The organism is Streptomyces sp. NPDC051582 (assembly GCF_040681715.1).
Taxonomy (GTDB): domain Bacteria; phylum Actinomycetota; class Actinomycetes; order Streptomycetales; family Streptomycetaceae; genus Streptomyces.
Genome location: NZ_JBFAZJ010000016.1, coordinates 172,223 through 187,994, shown reverse-complemented (window position 1 = coordinate 187,994; position 15,772 = coordinate 172,223). Strand labels below are relative to the sequence as shown.

Annotated in this window: 10 protein-coding genes; 5 read left to right on the top strand and 5 right to left on the bottom strand. The window is 74.7% G+C overall.

Annotated features, from left to right (window positions below; genetic code table 11):
• Positions 1 to 244 precede the first annotated feature (244 nt).
• The gene (locus AB0M92_RS22110) at positions 245 to 1,168 is read right to left on the bottom strand and encodes a SigB/SigF/SigG family RNA polymerase sigma factor (protein WP_366103965.1); all 924 of its coding nucleotides are present in this window, start codon (positions 1,166 to 1,168) and stop codon (positions 245 to 247) included.
• 371 nt (positions 1,169 to 1,539) lie between these two features.
• Here AB0M92_RS22110 and AB0M92_RS22105 point away from each other — a divergent pair, with 371 nt between their 5' ends.
• The gene (locus AB0M92_RS22105) at positions 1,540 to 3,096 is read left to right on the top strand and encodes a S8 family serine peptidase (protein ID WP_366103963.1); all 1,557 of its coding nucleotides are present in this window, start codon (positions 1,540 to 1,542) and stop codon (positions 3,094 to 3,096) included.
• 39 nt (positions 3,097 to 3,135) lie between these two features.
• Here the strand turns inward: AB0M92_RS22105 and AB0M92_RS22100 are convergent, their stop codons facing one another.
• Positions 3,136 to 3,939 carry a GntR family transcriptional regulator gene (locus tag AB0M92_RS22100; protein WP_366103962.1) on the bottom strand — a complete coding sequence of 268 codons (804 nt, stop codon included), beginning with the start codon at positions 3,937 to 3,939 and terminating at the stop codon, positions 3,136 to 3,138.
• A 185-nt stretch (positions 3,940 to 4,124) separates the two neighbouring features.
• Entirely contained in the window at positions 4,125 to 5,702 is a 1,578-nt protein-coding gene (locus tag AB0M92_RS22095; protein ID WP_366103961.1) for an IucA/IucC family protein, read from the bottom strand.
• A gap of 119 nt (positions 5,703 to 5,821) precedes the next feature.
• Here AB0M92_RS22095 and AB0M92_RS22090 point away from each other — a divergent pair, with 119 nt between their 5' ends.
• A complete protein-coding gene (locus AB0M92_RS22090) occupies positions 5,822 to 7,372 on the top strand; it encodes an IucA/IucC family protein (RefSeq protein WP_366103960.1) in 1,551 nt (516 codons plus the stop codon).
• Between the two features lie 15 nt (positions 7,373 to 7,387).
• Here the strand turns inward: AB0M92_RS22090 and AB0M92_RS22085 are convergent, their stop codons facing one another.
• Positions 7,388 to 10,273 (bottom strand): AAA family ATPase, encoded by a 2,886-nt coding sequence (locus AB0M92_RS22085; RefSeq protein ID WP_366103959.1) that lies wholly within the window; start codon positions 10,271 to 10,273, stop codon positions 7,388 to 7,390.
• A gap of 305 nt (positions 10,274 to 10,578) precedes the next feature.
• On the opposite strand from AB0M92_RS22085, the gene AB0M92_RS22080 reads away from it, so the two are divergent.
• The 3 genes from AB0M92_RS22080 (at position 10,579) to AB0M92_RS22070 (ending at position 14,214) form a co-directional block, all read left to right on the top strand.
• Positions 10,579 to 11,259 carry a response regulator transcription factor gene (locus tag AB0M92_RS22080; RefSeq protein ID WP_366103958.1) on the top strand — a complete coding sequence of 227 codons (681 nt, stop codon included), beginning with the start codon at positions 10,579 to 10,581 and terminating at the stop codon, positions 11,257 to 11,259.
• A gap of 163 nt (positions 11,260 to 11,422) precedes the next feature.
• On the top strand, positions 11,423 to 12,124 hold the full coding sequence (locus AB0M92_RS22075) for a DUF4255 domain-containing protein (protein WP_366103957.1): 702 nt from the start codon (positions 11,423 to 11,425) through the stop codon (positions 12,122 to 12,124).
• Positions 12,121 to 14,214 carry an ATP-binding protein gene (locus AB0M92_RS22070; RefSeq protein WP_366103956.1) on the top strand — a complete coding sequence of 698 codons (2,094 nt, stop codon included), beginning with the start codon at positions 12,121 to 12,123 and terminating at the stop codon, positions 14,212 to 14,214. Before AB0M92_RS22075 ends, AB0M92_RS22070 begins: the two co-directional genes overlap by 4 nt.
• A 59-nt stretch (positions 14,215 to 14,273) precedes the next feature.
• On the opposite strand, the gene AB0M92_RS22065 is transcribed toward AB0M92_RS22070, so the two are convergent.
• A complete protein-coding gene (locus tag AB0M92_RS22065; protein WP_366103955.1) occupies positions 14,274 to 15,671 on the bottom strand; it encodes an RICIN domain-containing protein in 1,398 nt (465 codons plus the stop codon).
• Between the last annotated feature and the right edge of the window lie 101 nt (positions 15,672 to 15,772).

The window sequence follows — 15,772 nt, the reverse complement described above, 5'->3', positions numbered from 1 at the left end:
TAACACCACCCCCACCCCCACCCCCTCCCCCCCCCCCCCGCTCTCCCGAACGCGCCCCGCCCCCGCCCCCGGGGCCCGGGCGCAGGCCGTGGAGCGGTACGGGATCCGCCCGCACCCGCGCCGGCCGTGTGACGACCGGCGGAAGGGTCCGCTCCGGATCCGCGGGTGCCCAGGCTGTTCCGGGGTAAACGCCGAGGTGATCCACCTCACGCCGGGAGCCCCGGATGCCACGTGGTGCCGGGGCCTAGGCCCCGGGTCCGAGGTCCTCCAGCATCGAGGCGCGCAGGTGGGCGAGGACACGGCCCAGCACCCGGGAGACCTGCATCTGAGAGATGCCGAGCGCCGCGCCGATCTGCGCCTGGGTGAGCTCCTCGCCGAAGCGCATCCGCAGCATCCGGCGCTCGCGCTCCGAGAGCTGTTCGAGCAGCGGCGCGAGGGTCTGGATGTCCTCGACGCGCTCCAGGGCCGGCTCCTCCTCGCCCATGACGTCGGCGAGGGTGTGGCCGTCGGCCGAGCCGTCGGCGCCCTCGGCGTGCCCGGAGTGCGGGGCGTCCAGGGAGCCGGTGGTGTGGCCGTTGGCGGCGACGAGACCCTCTATGACGTCCTCCTCCGCGAGGCCGAGGTGGCCCGCGAGGTCGGCGACGGTGGGCGAGCGGTCGAGCGTGGTGGTCAGCTCCTCCTTCGCCTTGGCGATGTCGAGGCGGAGCTCCTGGAGGCGGCGCGGTACGCGCACGGCCCAGGAGGTGTCGCGGAAGTGCCGTTTGATCTCGCCTGTGATGTACGGCATGGCGAGGGTGGCGAATTCGTTCTCGCGGGCCGGGTCGAACCGGTCGATCGCCTTGATCAGGCCGATGGTGCCGACCTGGACGATGTCCTCGATGTCTCCTCCGTCACCCCGGCCGCGGAAACGGCGGACGGCGTACTGGACGAGTGAGGCGTTCATCTCTATGAGCGCGTTGCGGACGTACTGGTGTTCCGGCGTACCCGAGGGCAGTTCGCTCAGCCGCCGGAAGAACACCCGTGACAGCTCCCTCGCGTCGGAGGGGGCCACCTCCCTGGGCTCCTCGATCCGCGGCAGGTCCGCGATCCGGGCGGCCTGGATGCCGCGGCGCGGACGGGGGACCACTGCGTTGGTTTCGGAACTGGAGGACGGGGCAAGGGCGGGCATGGGGTTCGCTCCTTGGGCTTGTCGGCTTGCGGCGCGGGACCTTGACTGCCGTCGATGGTGGTCTCTTTCAGCTTGAACGTCAAGAATTGCCGGAAATGCGGCCGTCCGCTTACACGCGCGCACGCGCGACCGGCGGCTCCGGCCCCTCCCGTTTCCCCTCGTTCCCTCCTGTGCGCGCAGACTTGTGCGGGCCCTTGCGGCGCCCCAGGCTGAGCGCACGACTCAAGGGGGGTTCGGCACGGATGTCCAAGACATGGCACGGATCACACCTATTACGCAGGTCACGCGCATTGCGCAGATCACACGCATTACCTAGGTCACACGGATCGCGTGGGTCACATGGGTCACATGGGTCACATGGGTCGCGCGGATTGCGGCAGTTCGGATGGCGGCGGTGCGGGGCCGTCCTCGCCCTCGCCTCGGCGCTCGCCCTCGGCGCGCACACCGGCGCCTCGGCCGCGAGCCCGCCCGAGGGGAGCGTCCGGTACGCCGGAGCGCCCGGAGCCGTCGCCGGCAGCTACCTCGTCCTCTTGAACCCGGCCCGCGCAGGCGCCCGTACGGAACGGGGCCGGTCCGTGGTCACCCGCTTCGGCGGCACGATCCGCCGGACCTACGACTCCGCGCTCAACGGCTACTGCGTCCAACTGTCCGAGCGCCAGGCCCGTCGGCTCGCCGCGGACCCCGCCGTCGCCGAGGTCGCGCAGAACCGGAAGCTGCGGCTCGACTCCGCCCAGCCGGATCCGCCCTCCTGGGGCGTCGACCGGATCGACCGCCGCCGGCTCCCCCTCGACCAGAGCTACGCCTACCCCGATTCGGCCGGGCAGGGCGTGACCGCGTACGTCATCGACACCGGCGTCAACATCAGCCACCAGGACTTCGGCGGGCGCGCCTCGTACGGGTACGACGCCATCGACGGGGACGACGAGGCCGACGACCTGCACGGGCACGGCACGCACGTCGCCGGGACCCTCGCGGGTGCGACGTACGGGGTCGCGAAGAAGGCGAAGGTCGTATCCGTCAGGGTGCTCGACTGGTCGGGCGAGGGCACCACGGAGCAGGTGGTCGCCGGGATCGACTGGGTCACGCGCAATGCAGTGAAGCCCGCCGTCGCCAACATGAGCCTGGGCGGCGACCCCGACGACGTGCTGGACGCCGCCGTCCGGGGTTCCATCGCCTCGGGCATCACGTACGCGGTGGCCGCGGGCAACCAGGACGCGGACGCCTCCACCCACTCCCCCGCCCGGGTGCCCGCGGCGCTGACGGTCGGCGCGACCAACGACCGCGACGCCCGCGCCTCGTACTCCAACCACGGCCCCCTGGTCGACCTGTTCGCCCCGGGCGACTCGATCACCTCGGCGGTGTTCTGGGGCGACGACTGGAGCACCACCATGTCCGGCACCTCGATGGCCTCCCCGCACGTGGCGGGCGCGGCGGCGCTCTACCTCGCCGACCACCGCACGGCCACGGCCGCCCAGGTGGCGGACGCCCTGACCGCCGCGGCCACGACCGGCTCCGTGGTCGACGTCGGACCGGGCTCGCCCGACCGGCTCCTGTACGTGGGGACGGCGCCGAACCGGGCGCCCGGGCCGCGCTTCGCGAACGGCTCCGACCATCCGGTCGGGGATCTGGAGACGGTCGAGTCCCCGGTCACGGTCACCGGGATCCCCGGCCGCGCTCCCGCTCAGCTGGACGTGGAACTGGACATCAGGCACCCGGACTCCGGCACCCTCCAGGTCGACGTCATCGCACCCGACGGCACGGTGTACCCGATCAAGGACAGCTACACCGGCTGGGGCAATGCCGACCTCAGAGGGGTGTACGGGATCGACGCCTCGTCGGAGACCGCCAACGGCGTGTGGAAACTGCGGGTGTACGACGCGTTCGCGGGCTACACCGGCTACATCGACTCCTGGGCCCTGCGCTTCTGAGGGGCCGCTGCAGGAGGCTCCGGCGTGCGGTGTCCGCTCTCAGGTGACGCGGAAACCGGCCACGTCGCGGTCCCGGTGGAAGGTCAGCCGGTTCCAGGTCGGGAAGGCGAGGTCGGTGACGGCGAGCAGCCTTCCCGAACCGTCGTACAGGGTGCGGCGTACGGTCAGGCCGCAGGCGGGCGGGGCGGCCGGCGCCCCGCTGCTCCGCGTCATGGTGAGGGTCTCGGCCACCCGGCCCCGCTCCGCGGCCCGGTCGAGCCACCGGTGAAGGGGCCCGAGGTCCTCCTCCCGGACCGGCGGCGCCGCCGCCGACCGGTCGCGGTAGCGGGCGAGTTCGGGTTCGCCGGCGATCGCGCCCGGGCAGAGGTACGTGATCGCGTCCCGGAGGGTCTCCCCCGACGGGCCGTGCTCACGGCGGTGGTGGACCAGGGTCCGCTCCCCGCCGCGCATGCCGAGCAGTTCGGCGAGCGAGGGCGGCACGCTGACCAGGGTGAGCCGGCTCCGGTCGGTCACGAGGGCCGGGCGCGCGGGTTGCGGAGCGGGTTGCGGAGCGGGTTGGTGCGCCGGTCGGGTCATGGGTCGGCGCTCGGGCGCGGCGCCTTCGCCGGCCGGGCGGGTGCCGCGCCGTTCGGTGACGATCAGGCCGTCCTCCCGCAGGTGCTGGAGGGCGGCCCGTACGGTCTGCCGGTTGACCTCGTAGCGGGCGGCGAGGGTGCGCTCGGAGGGAAGTCTGGCGCCGGGGGTGTGCGCGGCGCGTTCGAGCTCGCTCCGCAGGGCCGCGGCGATCCGCTGGTACTTGGGCATGGCGGCGGCCGGGCCGCCGTCCCGCATAAGGGAGGGCATGGCTTCTCCTCTGACGGGTGGTCAAGGACTGCGCGGTACGCAACCTAGCATTGGTCTATACCTGTGGGTGAGGGGGCGCCTCCGATCCCGCCCCACCTTGGCCGGATCCCACCACCCGCGAGACGCCGTACGAACCCACCGGCTCCACCCCTCTCGCCGCCCCGCCCCGACCCGCACGACACGGCCTAGCCGCGCAGCGGGTTCGGGAGCGGGATGTAGCGGGCGTCCGCGCCGTCGGCGCGCGTCCAGCGCAGCAGCAGGTTCGTTTTGGCCGGGAGGGACGGGGCCGAGAGCAGCTCCGCGATCTCGGGCAGGCCGTGTTCCGCGTCGTAGCGCAGGAACTCCTCGCGCACCGCGGGCCACACCGCGGCGGCCGCGTCCGGGTGCGCCTCGGCAAGGGCGCCGGCCACCTCCGCGAGGTGGTTGACGACCAGGCAGTACACCAGCCGCTGCCAGGCGGCGGCGCGCTCCGTCTCCGGCAGCAGCTTCACCCCTTCCGCGTCCCGGAACAGGGCCTGTACCGGCATACCTCGCTCGTCCACGGCCACGAGGCTGTTCTGCAGGTGCGCCTCCAGTACGACGCCGCGGCGGGCGAACACGTCCAGTACGGGCGGCACCACGTGGCGCAGGTACGCCCGCCACCAGCCGGCCGGATCGGCCGTCGCCGCGAGCGGACTGCCGGCGAACCCCTCCGCGAGCGCGGCGGACGCGAGCGGCGTGGCCCCCGGCTCCAGCCGCGCGCGGAGCCCGTCGCGGACCAGGACGGCGAGTTCCTCGAAGGCGAAGGACGCGGTGCGGTAGCCGCGGTCGGCGAGCCAGAGCGCGTTCGACCCGCCGCGGCGCAGCTCGGCGAACGCGGCCTCGACCGCGGCGTCCGTGCGGCGCAGTTTCACCAGGTCGTGCCGCCACAGCCGGCGCACGTCGTTGGTGATCCGGACGTCGAGGCTGAATTTGACGAAGAGGTCCGCCTCACCCGGCACGTACAGCGTGCGGATCGATGCCGTCGGCCAGACCGGCCGCCGGCCGGGGCCCAGGCGCAGCAGCCGCCCGTCGGCGAAGGCCGTGCGCACGGCCGCCGAGCCGCCGACCAGCTCCAGCTGCCAGGGATGCGCGGGCAGCAGCCGGTATCCGGCGGGCGGGCGAGGGCCGTCGAGCAGCCCGGCCAGCGCGTCGATCGCCTCGGCGGCGGCCGGGCCGCCCTCCTCGACCGCCTGGTCCTCGCGCAGTCCCAGGAAGACCAGCGGGTGACGCGCGTACGCCTCCGGCGCGTACGGCAGCCAGCTCGCGGCGGGCGCGGCGCCCCGCGCCTTGGGGGCGGGATGGTACGGGTGTCCCATGACCAGGGACTGCTCGGAGCGGACGTACGGGTCCTGCGGGGGCTCGGCGGCGGCGCGGGCGGCCAGCAGCGCGACGACGGCCTCGCGGCTGTCGGCGATCTCGACGGGGAGCTCGTCGTTCGGGACGCCGGTGTACCGGCGCAGTTCGTCGGCCGTCAGCTTGACGAGCTCCGTGTGGCTGAGCGGACGCCAGCCGTCCGCCGTACGCAGCTCGGGGTGCAGCGGCCGGCGCCCGTCCCGCACGCGCAGGAGCCGGCCGCTGCCGCGCAGCCGGTGGACCGCACCGGCGCCGTCCGCCGGGGCCGCCGCGGAGGTGGGAAGCTCCTCGGCGGGATCGGCCGCTTCCCGCAGCAGACAGTTCAGCAGGGGGGTGGCGGCGTACGCGTCGGCTGCGGCGTTGAGGTCCACGGATTCCATTCGGTCCATCCCAAGTACCGGGGTTCGCAGGGCGTACCACCGGTCGTGATCTTCAGTATCCGCGATGATGAAGTGATCATCGCGCCACCCGAGAGAGACCCGAGAGGAACAGGGCCCTGCACCCCAGCATGAACCTCCCCGCCTCCCCGGCCGAAGAGGCCGTGTCCGCCGAACTGGCCGAGGTGCGTCCCGCCCTCGGTTCCGCCTACGGCTCCGCGCTCGACGGCGCCCGGGCCGCCGTGCTGACCCGGCTGTGGCGGGCGCTGGCCGTCGAGCCGCTGCCCTGGGTGGAGCGCCGCGAGCAGGGGCCGGGCGGCCTGACCCTGCGGCTGTCCGGGGGCGGCCGGCTGGAGGGCCCGCTCCCGGATCCCTACGCGACCGACCCGTACGTCCGGGAGGTGCTGCTCGACGGCGCCCCCTACCGGCAGGCCGGGCGGCTCGTCGCGGCCCTGGGGGTGCCGCACGGGGACGCCTTCGCCGCCGAGCTCGACGACAGCACGGCCTCGCTCGCGCTGTCCCGGGCCGGGCAGCCGGCCGCCGGGGAGACCGCGCCGCGGAGCACCTGGGAATGGGAGCAGCGGGTGGTCGACGGCCATCCGTACCACCCCAACTGCCGTTCCCGGCCGGGCTTCTCGGTAGCCGAGCAGCTGGCGTACGCGCCGGAACACCGGCCGCTGGTCGAGCTCGGGCTGGTCGTCGTACGGGCCGAGGAGTGCCTGGTCACGGGTGCGTGGCCGACCGAGCTGCGCGATGGTGGCCGGCTCCTGCTGCCGGTGCACCCGTGGCAGGCGCAGCACGTGCTGAAACAGACGGGCCGGGGGCCGGCCGGGGTGCTGCGCCCCGGCTTCGCAGCGCATCCCCTGATGGCCCTGCGCACCTTGGCCCCCGCGGCGGGCGGCGCACACGTCAAGACGGCGCTGAGCACCCGTCTGACCTCCTCCGTACGGGACATCTCGGAGTACTCCATCGAGACGGCGGCGGCGGTCTCCGCGTTCGCGCAGGCCCTGTCGGAGCGGCTCGACGGGCGGCTGCACATCACCCGCACCCTGGGCGCGGCGACCGCACACAGCCCGGACCTGGCGGCGGTGCTGCGCGAGCCTCCCGAGGTGTACGCGGACGCGGCGGCGGGTGAGCGGGTGGTGCCGGTGGCGGCTCTGGGCGGGGCGGCGTTCGCGCGTTCGGCGGCTTGGCGGGCCGAGTTCGCCCGCCTCGCGCTCTCGGTGTGCCTGCGGGTGCTGGACCTCGGGGTGGCGCTGGAGGCGCACGGCCAGAACCTGCTGGTGGTCCTGTCCGCGACGGGAGCCCCGCTGCGGCTGGTCTACCGCGATCTGGCCGACATCCGGATCAGCCCGGAGCGGCTGGTGCGCCGCGGCCTGCCGGTGCCGCCGCTCTCGGGCCGGCTGGTCACCGACGACGTGACCCTGCTGCGGCGCAAACTGTTCGGCTCCCTGCTGACCGGCGCCCTGGGGGCCACGGCGGGCTCGACGGCCGCCTTCGGCGAGGCGCTGGCCGAGGCCGCGGGACTTCCCGCCACCGCGGACACCGAGGCCCTGCTGACGGATCCGCTGCCGACCAAGGCCTTGACGCTGATGCGGCTGAGTCCCGGGATCCCGGGCGACCAGTGGGCGGAGCTGGACAATCCGCTGACCGGGGCCGACGGGCGGGGGCGGGCGGTCTGACGTCCTCGCCCGGGGTCAGGCGGGGGCTCCGGGGGCTGCGGGTCCGGGACGGGTGAGGGCCAGGGTGGCGGGGAGTTCCGCCCTGCGGCGTATGCCGAGCTTGCGGTAGGTGCTCGTCAGGTGGGTCTCCACGGTGCGGCGGGCCAGGTGGAGCAGGTCCGCGATCTCGGTGTTCGTCCGCCCCGCCGCGGCCAGTTCCGCGATGCGGCGCTCGCTGCCGGTCAGGGCGCCGGAGACCGGGAGCCGGGCGCCGCCCTCGCGGAGGGCCTGCTCGGCCAGGGCGAGCAGGCGCCGGCCGCCCTTGCGTTCGGCCAGGTCGGCCGCCTCGCGCAGCCGCTCACGGGCGCGTCCGCGCTCACCTGCGGCGAGGAGCTGGCGGCCCTGGGCGAGGAGGGCTTCGACCAGTTCCATTCCGGCGTCGGCGGGTGCGTCCCTGAGGGTCTCGACCGCCTCCTCGGCAAGGTGCAGTCCGCGGCGGCCGCCGGTCGCGGTCCCGAGGACGCGCAGCGCCCGTCCCACCGTGCGCGGGGTGTTCCACACCCGGGCCAGCCGCAGTTCCTCGGTGGCCAGCACCAGTGCCTCCTGGCCGCCTCCGAGCGCGAGGCGGCACTGCGCGACCGCCGTGCGCCAGGGGGTGACGACCGGGCTGAGCACCTCTCGGGCGCTCTGGCGGCGTCCGCACTCCAGGAAGTCGTGGAGCGCCCCCGCCGGGTCCCCCGCGGCGAGGCGCTGCACTCCCCGCGCGTAGAGGAAGCGGTTCAGCTCCCATGATTCCGGGGCCCGGCTCAGGTCGAAGGCGTTGGCGAGCCGCGCGGCTTCCTCGGAACGGCCGGTGTGCACGAGCGCCATCAGCACGTGTGCGTCCCGGTTGGAGGGGCCGCTGTGGGCGCGCGCCGCCACGGCCGCGCCGTCGCCGCGTACGGCGATCAGCCGGGCGACGTCGCCGCGGGCCGCGGCGATGTCGGCGCGGGTGTTGAGCAGCGCGTGCTCCATGGGGTGGAGGAGGGCGGGGTGCTGGCCGGCCAGACCGCGGTCCACGAGCCGCTCCGCCTCGTCGAGTTCGTCGGCCCATTCGGCGACCGCCGCCGCCGTCCCCAGCAGGAACGGCTCTGCCAGCGGGTCGGAGGGCTGTGCGAGCAGGGCCCGTACGCGGGTCATGGCCTCGCCGGCCGATATCAGGCCGGCCGTCGCCTCGTAGCGCACCAGCAGCGCCCGGCTGGCGGTGCCGACGAGCTCCGGCGCGTGCACGCCGCTCTCGCAGAGCCTGCGGTAGGTCTCCTGACGGGTCGCGAGGTCGGAGTCGGCCAGCAGAGCGGTGGCGGTCTGCACGGTGCGGGTGAGTCCCGGATGCCCGTCCAGGCTGCCCTCCGTGCGTCGCAGCACCTCCAGAGCGGTGGTGACCTCGCCGCGGCCCACCAGGGCCGTGCCGAGGGCGACGGCCGCGCGCACCCGGTCACGGGGGGCCGCCGGCAGGTGCTGTGCCTCCGCGAGGCGCGCGATGGCCACCGCCCCGTCGGCCGAGGCGTACTCCAGCGAGCCCAGCTCGGTGAGCAGCTGCTGGCGCCGGTCGTCGGAGAGCGGTTCGTCCAGGGCACGGCGCAGGTAGCCGGCGGCAGCGCCGGGGCGGGCGTCGTGCACCGCGACCGTCGCCGCCTCCCGCAGTACGCGCAGTGCCCAGGGCAGGCCGACGCCCCGTGCGCGCAGCAGATGGGCGGCGACCGCCTCGACGCGTTCCCCGCGCCGCAGCATCGTTGCGGCCGCCACCCGGTGCGCCGCCTCGCGCCGCACCGTCGGCCACCCGGTCAACACCGCGTCCCTGAGGAGCCGGTGGGCGAAGCGCGGCCGGCCGGCGGAGTCCGGGCGCAGGAGTCCGATGCGGGTCATCGCGGTGAGCCAGCCGGCCACCCGTGCGGGATCCGCACCGGACGCCTCGGCCAGCACCCCGGCCACGTCCGTACCCGCCGGGGCGCTCGCGGCGCGCCCGGTGCGCCGTCCCGCCGGTTCCTGCGTCCCGTGCGCCTCGTATTCCTCGTATGCCTCGGGCGTCTCGGGCGTCGGCCGCGGCCAGGCCTCCTCCAGTGCCGCCAGGCAGCGGGCCACCTCGGCCGTGGCCGTTCCCGCGCTGCTCAGCCACCAGGCGACGGCCGCCGGATAACTCCCGGGATACAACGCGGCGCAGCTGTCCGGCAGCGCGGCGACGGCCCCCGGTGCCGGGCCGGCCGCGTGCGGACCGCCGAGGTCGTCGAGCAGCGCGTGGAGGAGCAGCGGGCTGCCCGCCGCAGCGCGTACGCACTCCGCCGTCCATTCGGGTCCGGCGTCCGGGGCGGCGGCGCGGACGAGCTCCGCGGCGGCCGCGTCGCCGAGCGGTTCGATCGTGTGGGTGCGGACGAGGGAGGGCGGCAGGGACCGGGCGAGCCCGGAGGGACCGGGGTCGATGTCGTACTGGCTCCGTTCGCTCACCACGAGCAGTACCGGTAATCGGTCGATGCGGCGCACCGCCTCCTGCAGCCAGCGGCGCGAGGGGGCGTCGGCCAGGTGGACGTCGTCGACCGCCAGCAGGAGCGGGCCCTCGTCCGCGTACGCGCTCAGCAGCCGCCACAGCCGGGCGGAACTCCCGCGGTCGTCGCCGTCCGGCGTGAGGTCGGGGAAGTCCGGTACGGGTCCCAGCAGTTCCAGCACCGTGGCGAAGGGCACCCCGCCGTCCTCCGCCGAGCAGCGCGCCCGCAGCACCCGCAGGCCCCGGTCCGCGGCGTCCCGGACGGCTGCCTCCAGGACGGAGGTGCGGCCGGTGCCGGAGGCTCCCCGGAGCAGGACGAGGCCGCCGCTACCGGAGCGGGCCCGCTCCGTCTCGGCCGCGAGCAGGGCCCGGGCGCCGTCGCGTTCGCGGAGCGGTCCGGTCATCGGTGCCTCCTGTGCTGGATGGTGGGCTTCCCCGCCGGGTGAGACGAGGAAATGCGGGTCGCGGTGGTGTGAAGTGGCGTACCTCACTGTCGGCTCGCGGAGGCGTCCCGATCCCGACGGCGCCCGCTGTGACCTGCGGTGACGCTCGCGGGGGCGGCGGATCTCGTGGTGGCCGCCGCCGCGGTCTCGTGGTGCGGCTCGTGGTGCTCCACGATTGCGGTCCGCGCGATGCCCGCAGAAGGGTGGAAGGTGCTCATCCACCACCGGCCCGCGCTCCGCGGCGGGCTGCTGAACAGGGGAATCGGTTGCTCAACTCACCCCGGACCACGACCATCTCCTCCCCCGGCACGGGCCGCGGCTCCGGCTCCGTGGACCGGCGCGTCCCGGTGGCGGTGTCCGCCCCGGATCCGATCAGCCGCGAGGGCGCGATCAGCCAGTTGCGCAGACACCCGGAGATCGAGCTGCGCGAGGAGTCCGGTCCGGGCACGGTGGCCCTGCTCGTTGAGGACGCGCTCGACGAGGCGGCGCTGACCCGGCTGCGCCGGATCGTGCGCAGCGAGGGGGCTCGCGCCGTGCTCGTCATAGGCGCGATGCGGGAGAGCGAACTGCTGGACGTGGTGGAGTGCGGTGTCGGCGCGATCGTCTGGCGCCACGAGGCCACCGCCGGGCGGCTGGTGCAGGCGGTGCTGGCCGCGTCCCGCGACGACGGGGACCTGCCCGCCGATCTGCTCGGCCGACTCATCCGGCAGGTGGGCACGCTGCACCGGGGTGCGGCGGGCCGGACCAGTGCGCCGTTCGGGCTCACGCCCCGTGAGGTGGACGTCCTGCGCCTGGTCTCCGAGGGCTTCGACACCGGTGAGATCGCGGGCAAGCTGTCCTACTCCGAACGGACCGTCAAGAACGTTATGCACGGACTCACGACACGCCTGCATCTGCGCAATCGTGCGCACGCCGTGGCTTTTGCCCTTCGGGAAGGCTACATCTGATCTTCCGGGCAACCGACGGCGGCAGGGGGTGTCCGCGGGGGCAGGACGGACTGCCCGCCGGCCGTCCCCCGTGCCCCTGCGGCCCGGGGTGCCGTCCGGGGGACGATCGACGGTGGACGACGGCCGGGCGGAACGGCCGTGCGGGCAGAACGGGGGCACAGGTGTGATCCACGAGGTGGACGAGGTACTCAAGGGCCTCCTCGGCGGCGGGGCGCTGACGGGTTCGGGCATCGAGGTGGCCTTCGAGGCGCCCACCCGTGACTGGGCGGCCCGGCGCAACGCGCCCGTGGTCAACACCTATCTGTACGACATCCGGGAGGACGTGACCCGGCGTCAGCGCGGCCACGTGGCGGTGCGCGACGATCGCGACGTGGTCGTGCGCCGGAGTCAGCCGCCGCGCTGGTTCCGGCTGTCGTACCTGGTGACGGCGTGGACGAAAACCCCGCAGGACGAGCACCGGCTGCTGTCCGCCGTGCTCGCGACGCTGCTGCCCCGTGAGGTGCTGGCGCCGGACGAACTGCCCGGTTCCCTGCGGTCGCTGGGGCTCTCCGTGCCGCTGACGGTGGCCGGCATCCAGACCGAGTCGCGTTCGCTCGCCGAGATCTGGTCCGCGCTCGGCGGCGAGCTGAAGCCTTCCCTCGACCTCGTGGTGACCGCGCCCTTCCCCGCCTTCCCGGAGTACGACGCGGGGCCGCCGGTCACCGAGGGCGCCACCGTCCGGGTGGGCGCTCTGGACGGCGACCCGGCGGCGTCCGGGGGCCGTTCGCACCGCCCCCACCAGGTAGCGGCCGCCCAGGCGGCGCGGGCCTCCCGCAAGGAGGCCGCCTCCCGCCGGGACTCCTCCCGCCGCTCGGACCCGCGGTGAGCGCCCCGTACGCGGCAACGGCCGAGCCGGATCCGGACCCGCGGACGCCCGGCGCCGGGGCACCGCAGGAGGCCGTCGACGATGCCGCCCGAGCGCTCCTCTCCCGTCTCGACGGGCTGCGCGGGCGGGTGTCCGCTCTGGTCGAACGGCGGGCCGCCGGCGATCCCACGGCCGACGACCCCCTGCGCGGCCTCTACCTGTCCGAGGAAGCCGTACGTCATCTCCTCGGCACCTGGGAGGCGGCGACGGACGACGGGACCGCCTCCGACCCCGGCACCGGCACCGGCACCGGTCGGGCCGCCTCCGGGGAGCACGCGCCCGGCGACCGGCTGGCCCGGCTGGCCGGGCGGGCGGAACTGACCGCACTCGACGTCGCCGTCCTGCTCGCCGCCCTCGCTCCCGACGTCGACCGGACCTTCGAACCGCTCTACGGCTACCTCAACGACGACGTGAGCAGGCGCCGGGCCACCGTCGGTCTCGCCCTCGCCCTGTGCGGGGTGCCCGCGCAGTCCGCCGCGGCCCGGGGCCGGCTGCACGCCTGCGCGCCCCTCGCGGCCCTCGGCCTGCTGGAGGTCGAGGAGCCCGAACGTCCCTTCCTGACCCGGTCGCTGCGCGTGCCCGACCGGCTGATCGGGCACCTCCTCGGGGACGACACTCCGGACGCCGCCCTCATCGGCCTGCTGCGCCCGATGCCGGCACCGCTGCCGTCCGACGCGGCCGCCGAGCAGTTCGCCCTGCGGCTCGCGGCCCTCCTGGAGTCCGGACCCGCCACCGTCTACCTGCGCGAACAGCGCGAGGGCGACGGCCTGGCCGCGTACGCCGCCGCCCTGCGCGCCGCGGGCCTGGACGGGCTGTGCTGCGCCGCACCCGGTGGGCACGTCGCCGAGCTGCTGCGCGAGGCCCGCCTCAGTGGCCGGGCCGTCGTCGTACCGGAGCTCCCCGAGGCGCCCGGCCCGCTGATGCGGGCGCTCGCCGCGGCGCCGGACGTCACGGTTCTGCTGGCCGATCCCCGCCCGTACGACCCGCACTGGTTCCCCGAGGACCCCCTGGTCCTGGAGGCCCCGGGCCGCCGGGACGGGGGGACGGCCGCCTGGCGGGCCGCGCTGGGTGCGGACGCCGACGGCTTCGATCTGGCCGCGACCGTCGCCCCGTACCGCCTCGGCGGGGACCGCGTGCGGCGGGCCGCTCAGGCCGCACGCGCGCTGGCCGCCTTCGAGGGCGGCCCGGGCGGTCCGCTCACCGCCGCCCATGTGCGGCGCGCCGCACGCCGCCAGTCCGCGTCGGGACTGGAGAGCCATACCCGCCGCATCCGGCCGGCCGTGGGCTGGGGGGACCTGGTCCTGCCCGAAGGACCCCTCGGGCAGCTGCGCGAACTGGCCCTGCGGGCCCGCCACCGCGACCGCGTGCTCGGCGACTGGCGGCTCAGTGCGGGCGGCGGCCGCGGCCGGGGCGTCCTCGGCCTGTTCGCCGGGGAGTCCGGCACCGGCAAGACGCTGTCGGCGGAGGTCGTAGCGGCGGACCTCGGGCTCGATCTGTACGTGGTCCAGCTGTCGTCCGTCGTGGACAAGTACGTCGGCGAGACCGAGAAGAACCTGGAGCGCATCTTCACGGAGGCGGACCGCACGGACGCGGTACTGCTCTTCGACGAGGCCGACGCCGTCTTCGGCAAGCGCTCCGAGGTCAAGGGAGCGCACGACCGCTACGCCAACATGGAGAGCTCCTACCTCCTCCAACGGCTGGAGTCCTTCGACGGCATCGCGCTGCTGACCACCAACCTGCGCGTGAACATCGACGAGGCGTTCACCCGGCGCCTCGACCTGGTGGTCGACTTCCCGTTCCCGGACGCCGGGCAGCGCCTCGCCCTGTGGCGGCACGGGCTGGCGCACGTGCCGTCCGCGGAGGGCATCGACCCGGCTCCGCTGGCCCGGGACTTCGAGCTGGCCGGAGGTTCCATCCGCAGCGCGGTGGTCACCGCCGCCTACCTCGCCGCCGGGCGGGGCGGCGAGGTGACGGCGGACGACCTGCTGGAGGGGGCGCGGCGCGAGTACCGCAAGGCGGGGCGGCTGGTGCCGGGCGAGGGCCGCTGGTGATCCCGCGGCCGGGCCCGGGCGACCCGGTCGGGTCGTCGCGGGCCCGGGATCCGCGGACCTCAGCCTGCCTTGGGACGGACGATCTTCCACTCCTGGTTTCCGGTGTTGGTGCAGTCGGAGATGTTCAACCGGTCGCGCTCGTTCGCGCCGCCGTTGACGTTCAGGCACTTGTTGTTGCTGGCGTAGTTGCGGATCCAGTAGTCGCCGCTGTCCTGCTTGTCGATCCACCACAGCTGGTTGTCGGCGGTGGTGCCGTCGCAGTGGAACTCGCCGATGCCGGTCCCCACCGGGCGGCCGTCGTACTCGCCGAGGTCCATGCAGAACTGGTCCTTGACGTTGCGGATCTGGAAGAGCGGGGTGCCGCCCGGGCCGAGCGACGGGTACTTCACCTCCAGGTTCCAGAGCTGGTTGTCCGCCTCGGTGCCCGCGCAGTTGGCCTGCTGCACGGCCAGGTTGATCTGGCCCTTGTCGCGACCGGGCAGATCGGCGCACATGCGGGTGGCCGCGTTGCGCAGCAGGACCTTCTCGGCCGGCACCACGGGCGGCGGTCCCGCCGGCTTCTGGGTCTGCCCTCCCCCGCCGCCGTCGTCCTTGGGCTTCTCGGACTTCGACGGTTCGGGCTCGGGCTTCGGCGGCGGGGGCGAGGCCAGCGGGGACGGGGGCGGACTGTTGGGCAGGACGGCTCCCGCCTGCTCCGTCTGCTCGGTGGCCGCGCTGCGGACCTGCGGCTTGTAGGCGATCCAGATCATCACGAACGCCACCGCGAGCGCGATGAACATCCCGAAGAACGTCGCGAGCCACCGGGGCAGGAAGCCGCGCTGGACGTACGTCCCCTCGACCTCCAGCGGCTCGGTGCCGGAGCGGCGCACCGTGATGGTGTAGGGCCGCTCCTCCTTCGAGCCGAACCAGATGATCTGCCGGGACCGCAGGGTCGTTTCGACGAACGCCGCCCGGCCCGGCTCGATCTGGACGTTCCCCGGCCGGATCTCGTAGGTCAGGTGGTCCCCGTTGTCGCTGCCCGTCAGGGAGGCCGTGACCTTGGTGTTGCCGAGGTTGTCGACCGCCAGCTTCGGACGTCCGCGCAAGCGCCCCTTGACGGTCGGCGGCACGAGTTCCGCACGCACCTCGGTGAACGGGGTGATCGTCAGATTCCCCTCCGGGACCGTCACGGCCTCGGGATGCTCGGTCGGCGTGATCCGCACCGCGTACGGGTTCGGCCCCGCGACCGCGTCCGGGGTCCGGGGCGGCGCGAAGGTCAGCTCGACCGTCCCGGTGGTGCCCGGGTACAACCGCAAGGTCGCCGGCTCGACCGCCGTCCAGGGCGCCAGGTCGCCGACGGGCTCGAAGCGGTATTCGTCCACCACGTCACCGGTGTTGCGCACGCGCAACCGCACGCGCGTACTGCTGCCGGGGTCGACGGTGACGGAGGCGGGTTCCAGGGAAGTCCATAGGCTCACCCTGGGCACGCTAACCGCGCCGCCGCCGCAGGGCAGGAGCCCCGGGGGCAGGGTGCGTTGCCCCCGGGGGCCCTCGGGTTGCCCCGGGGGTGCGGGCCGGT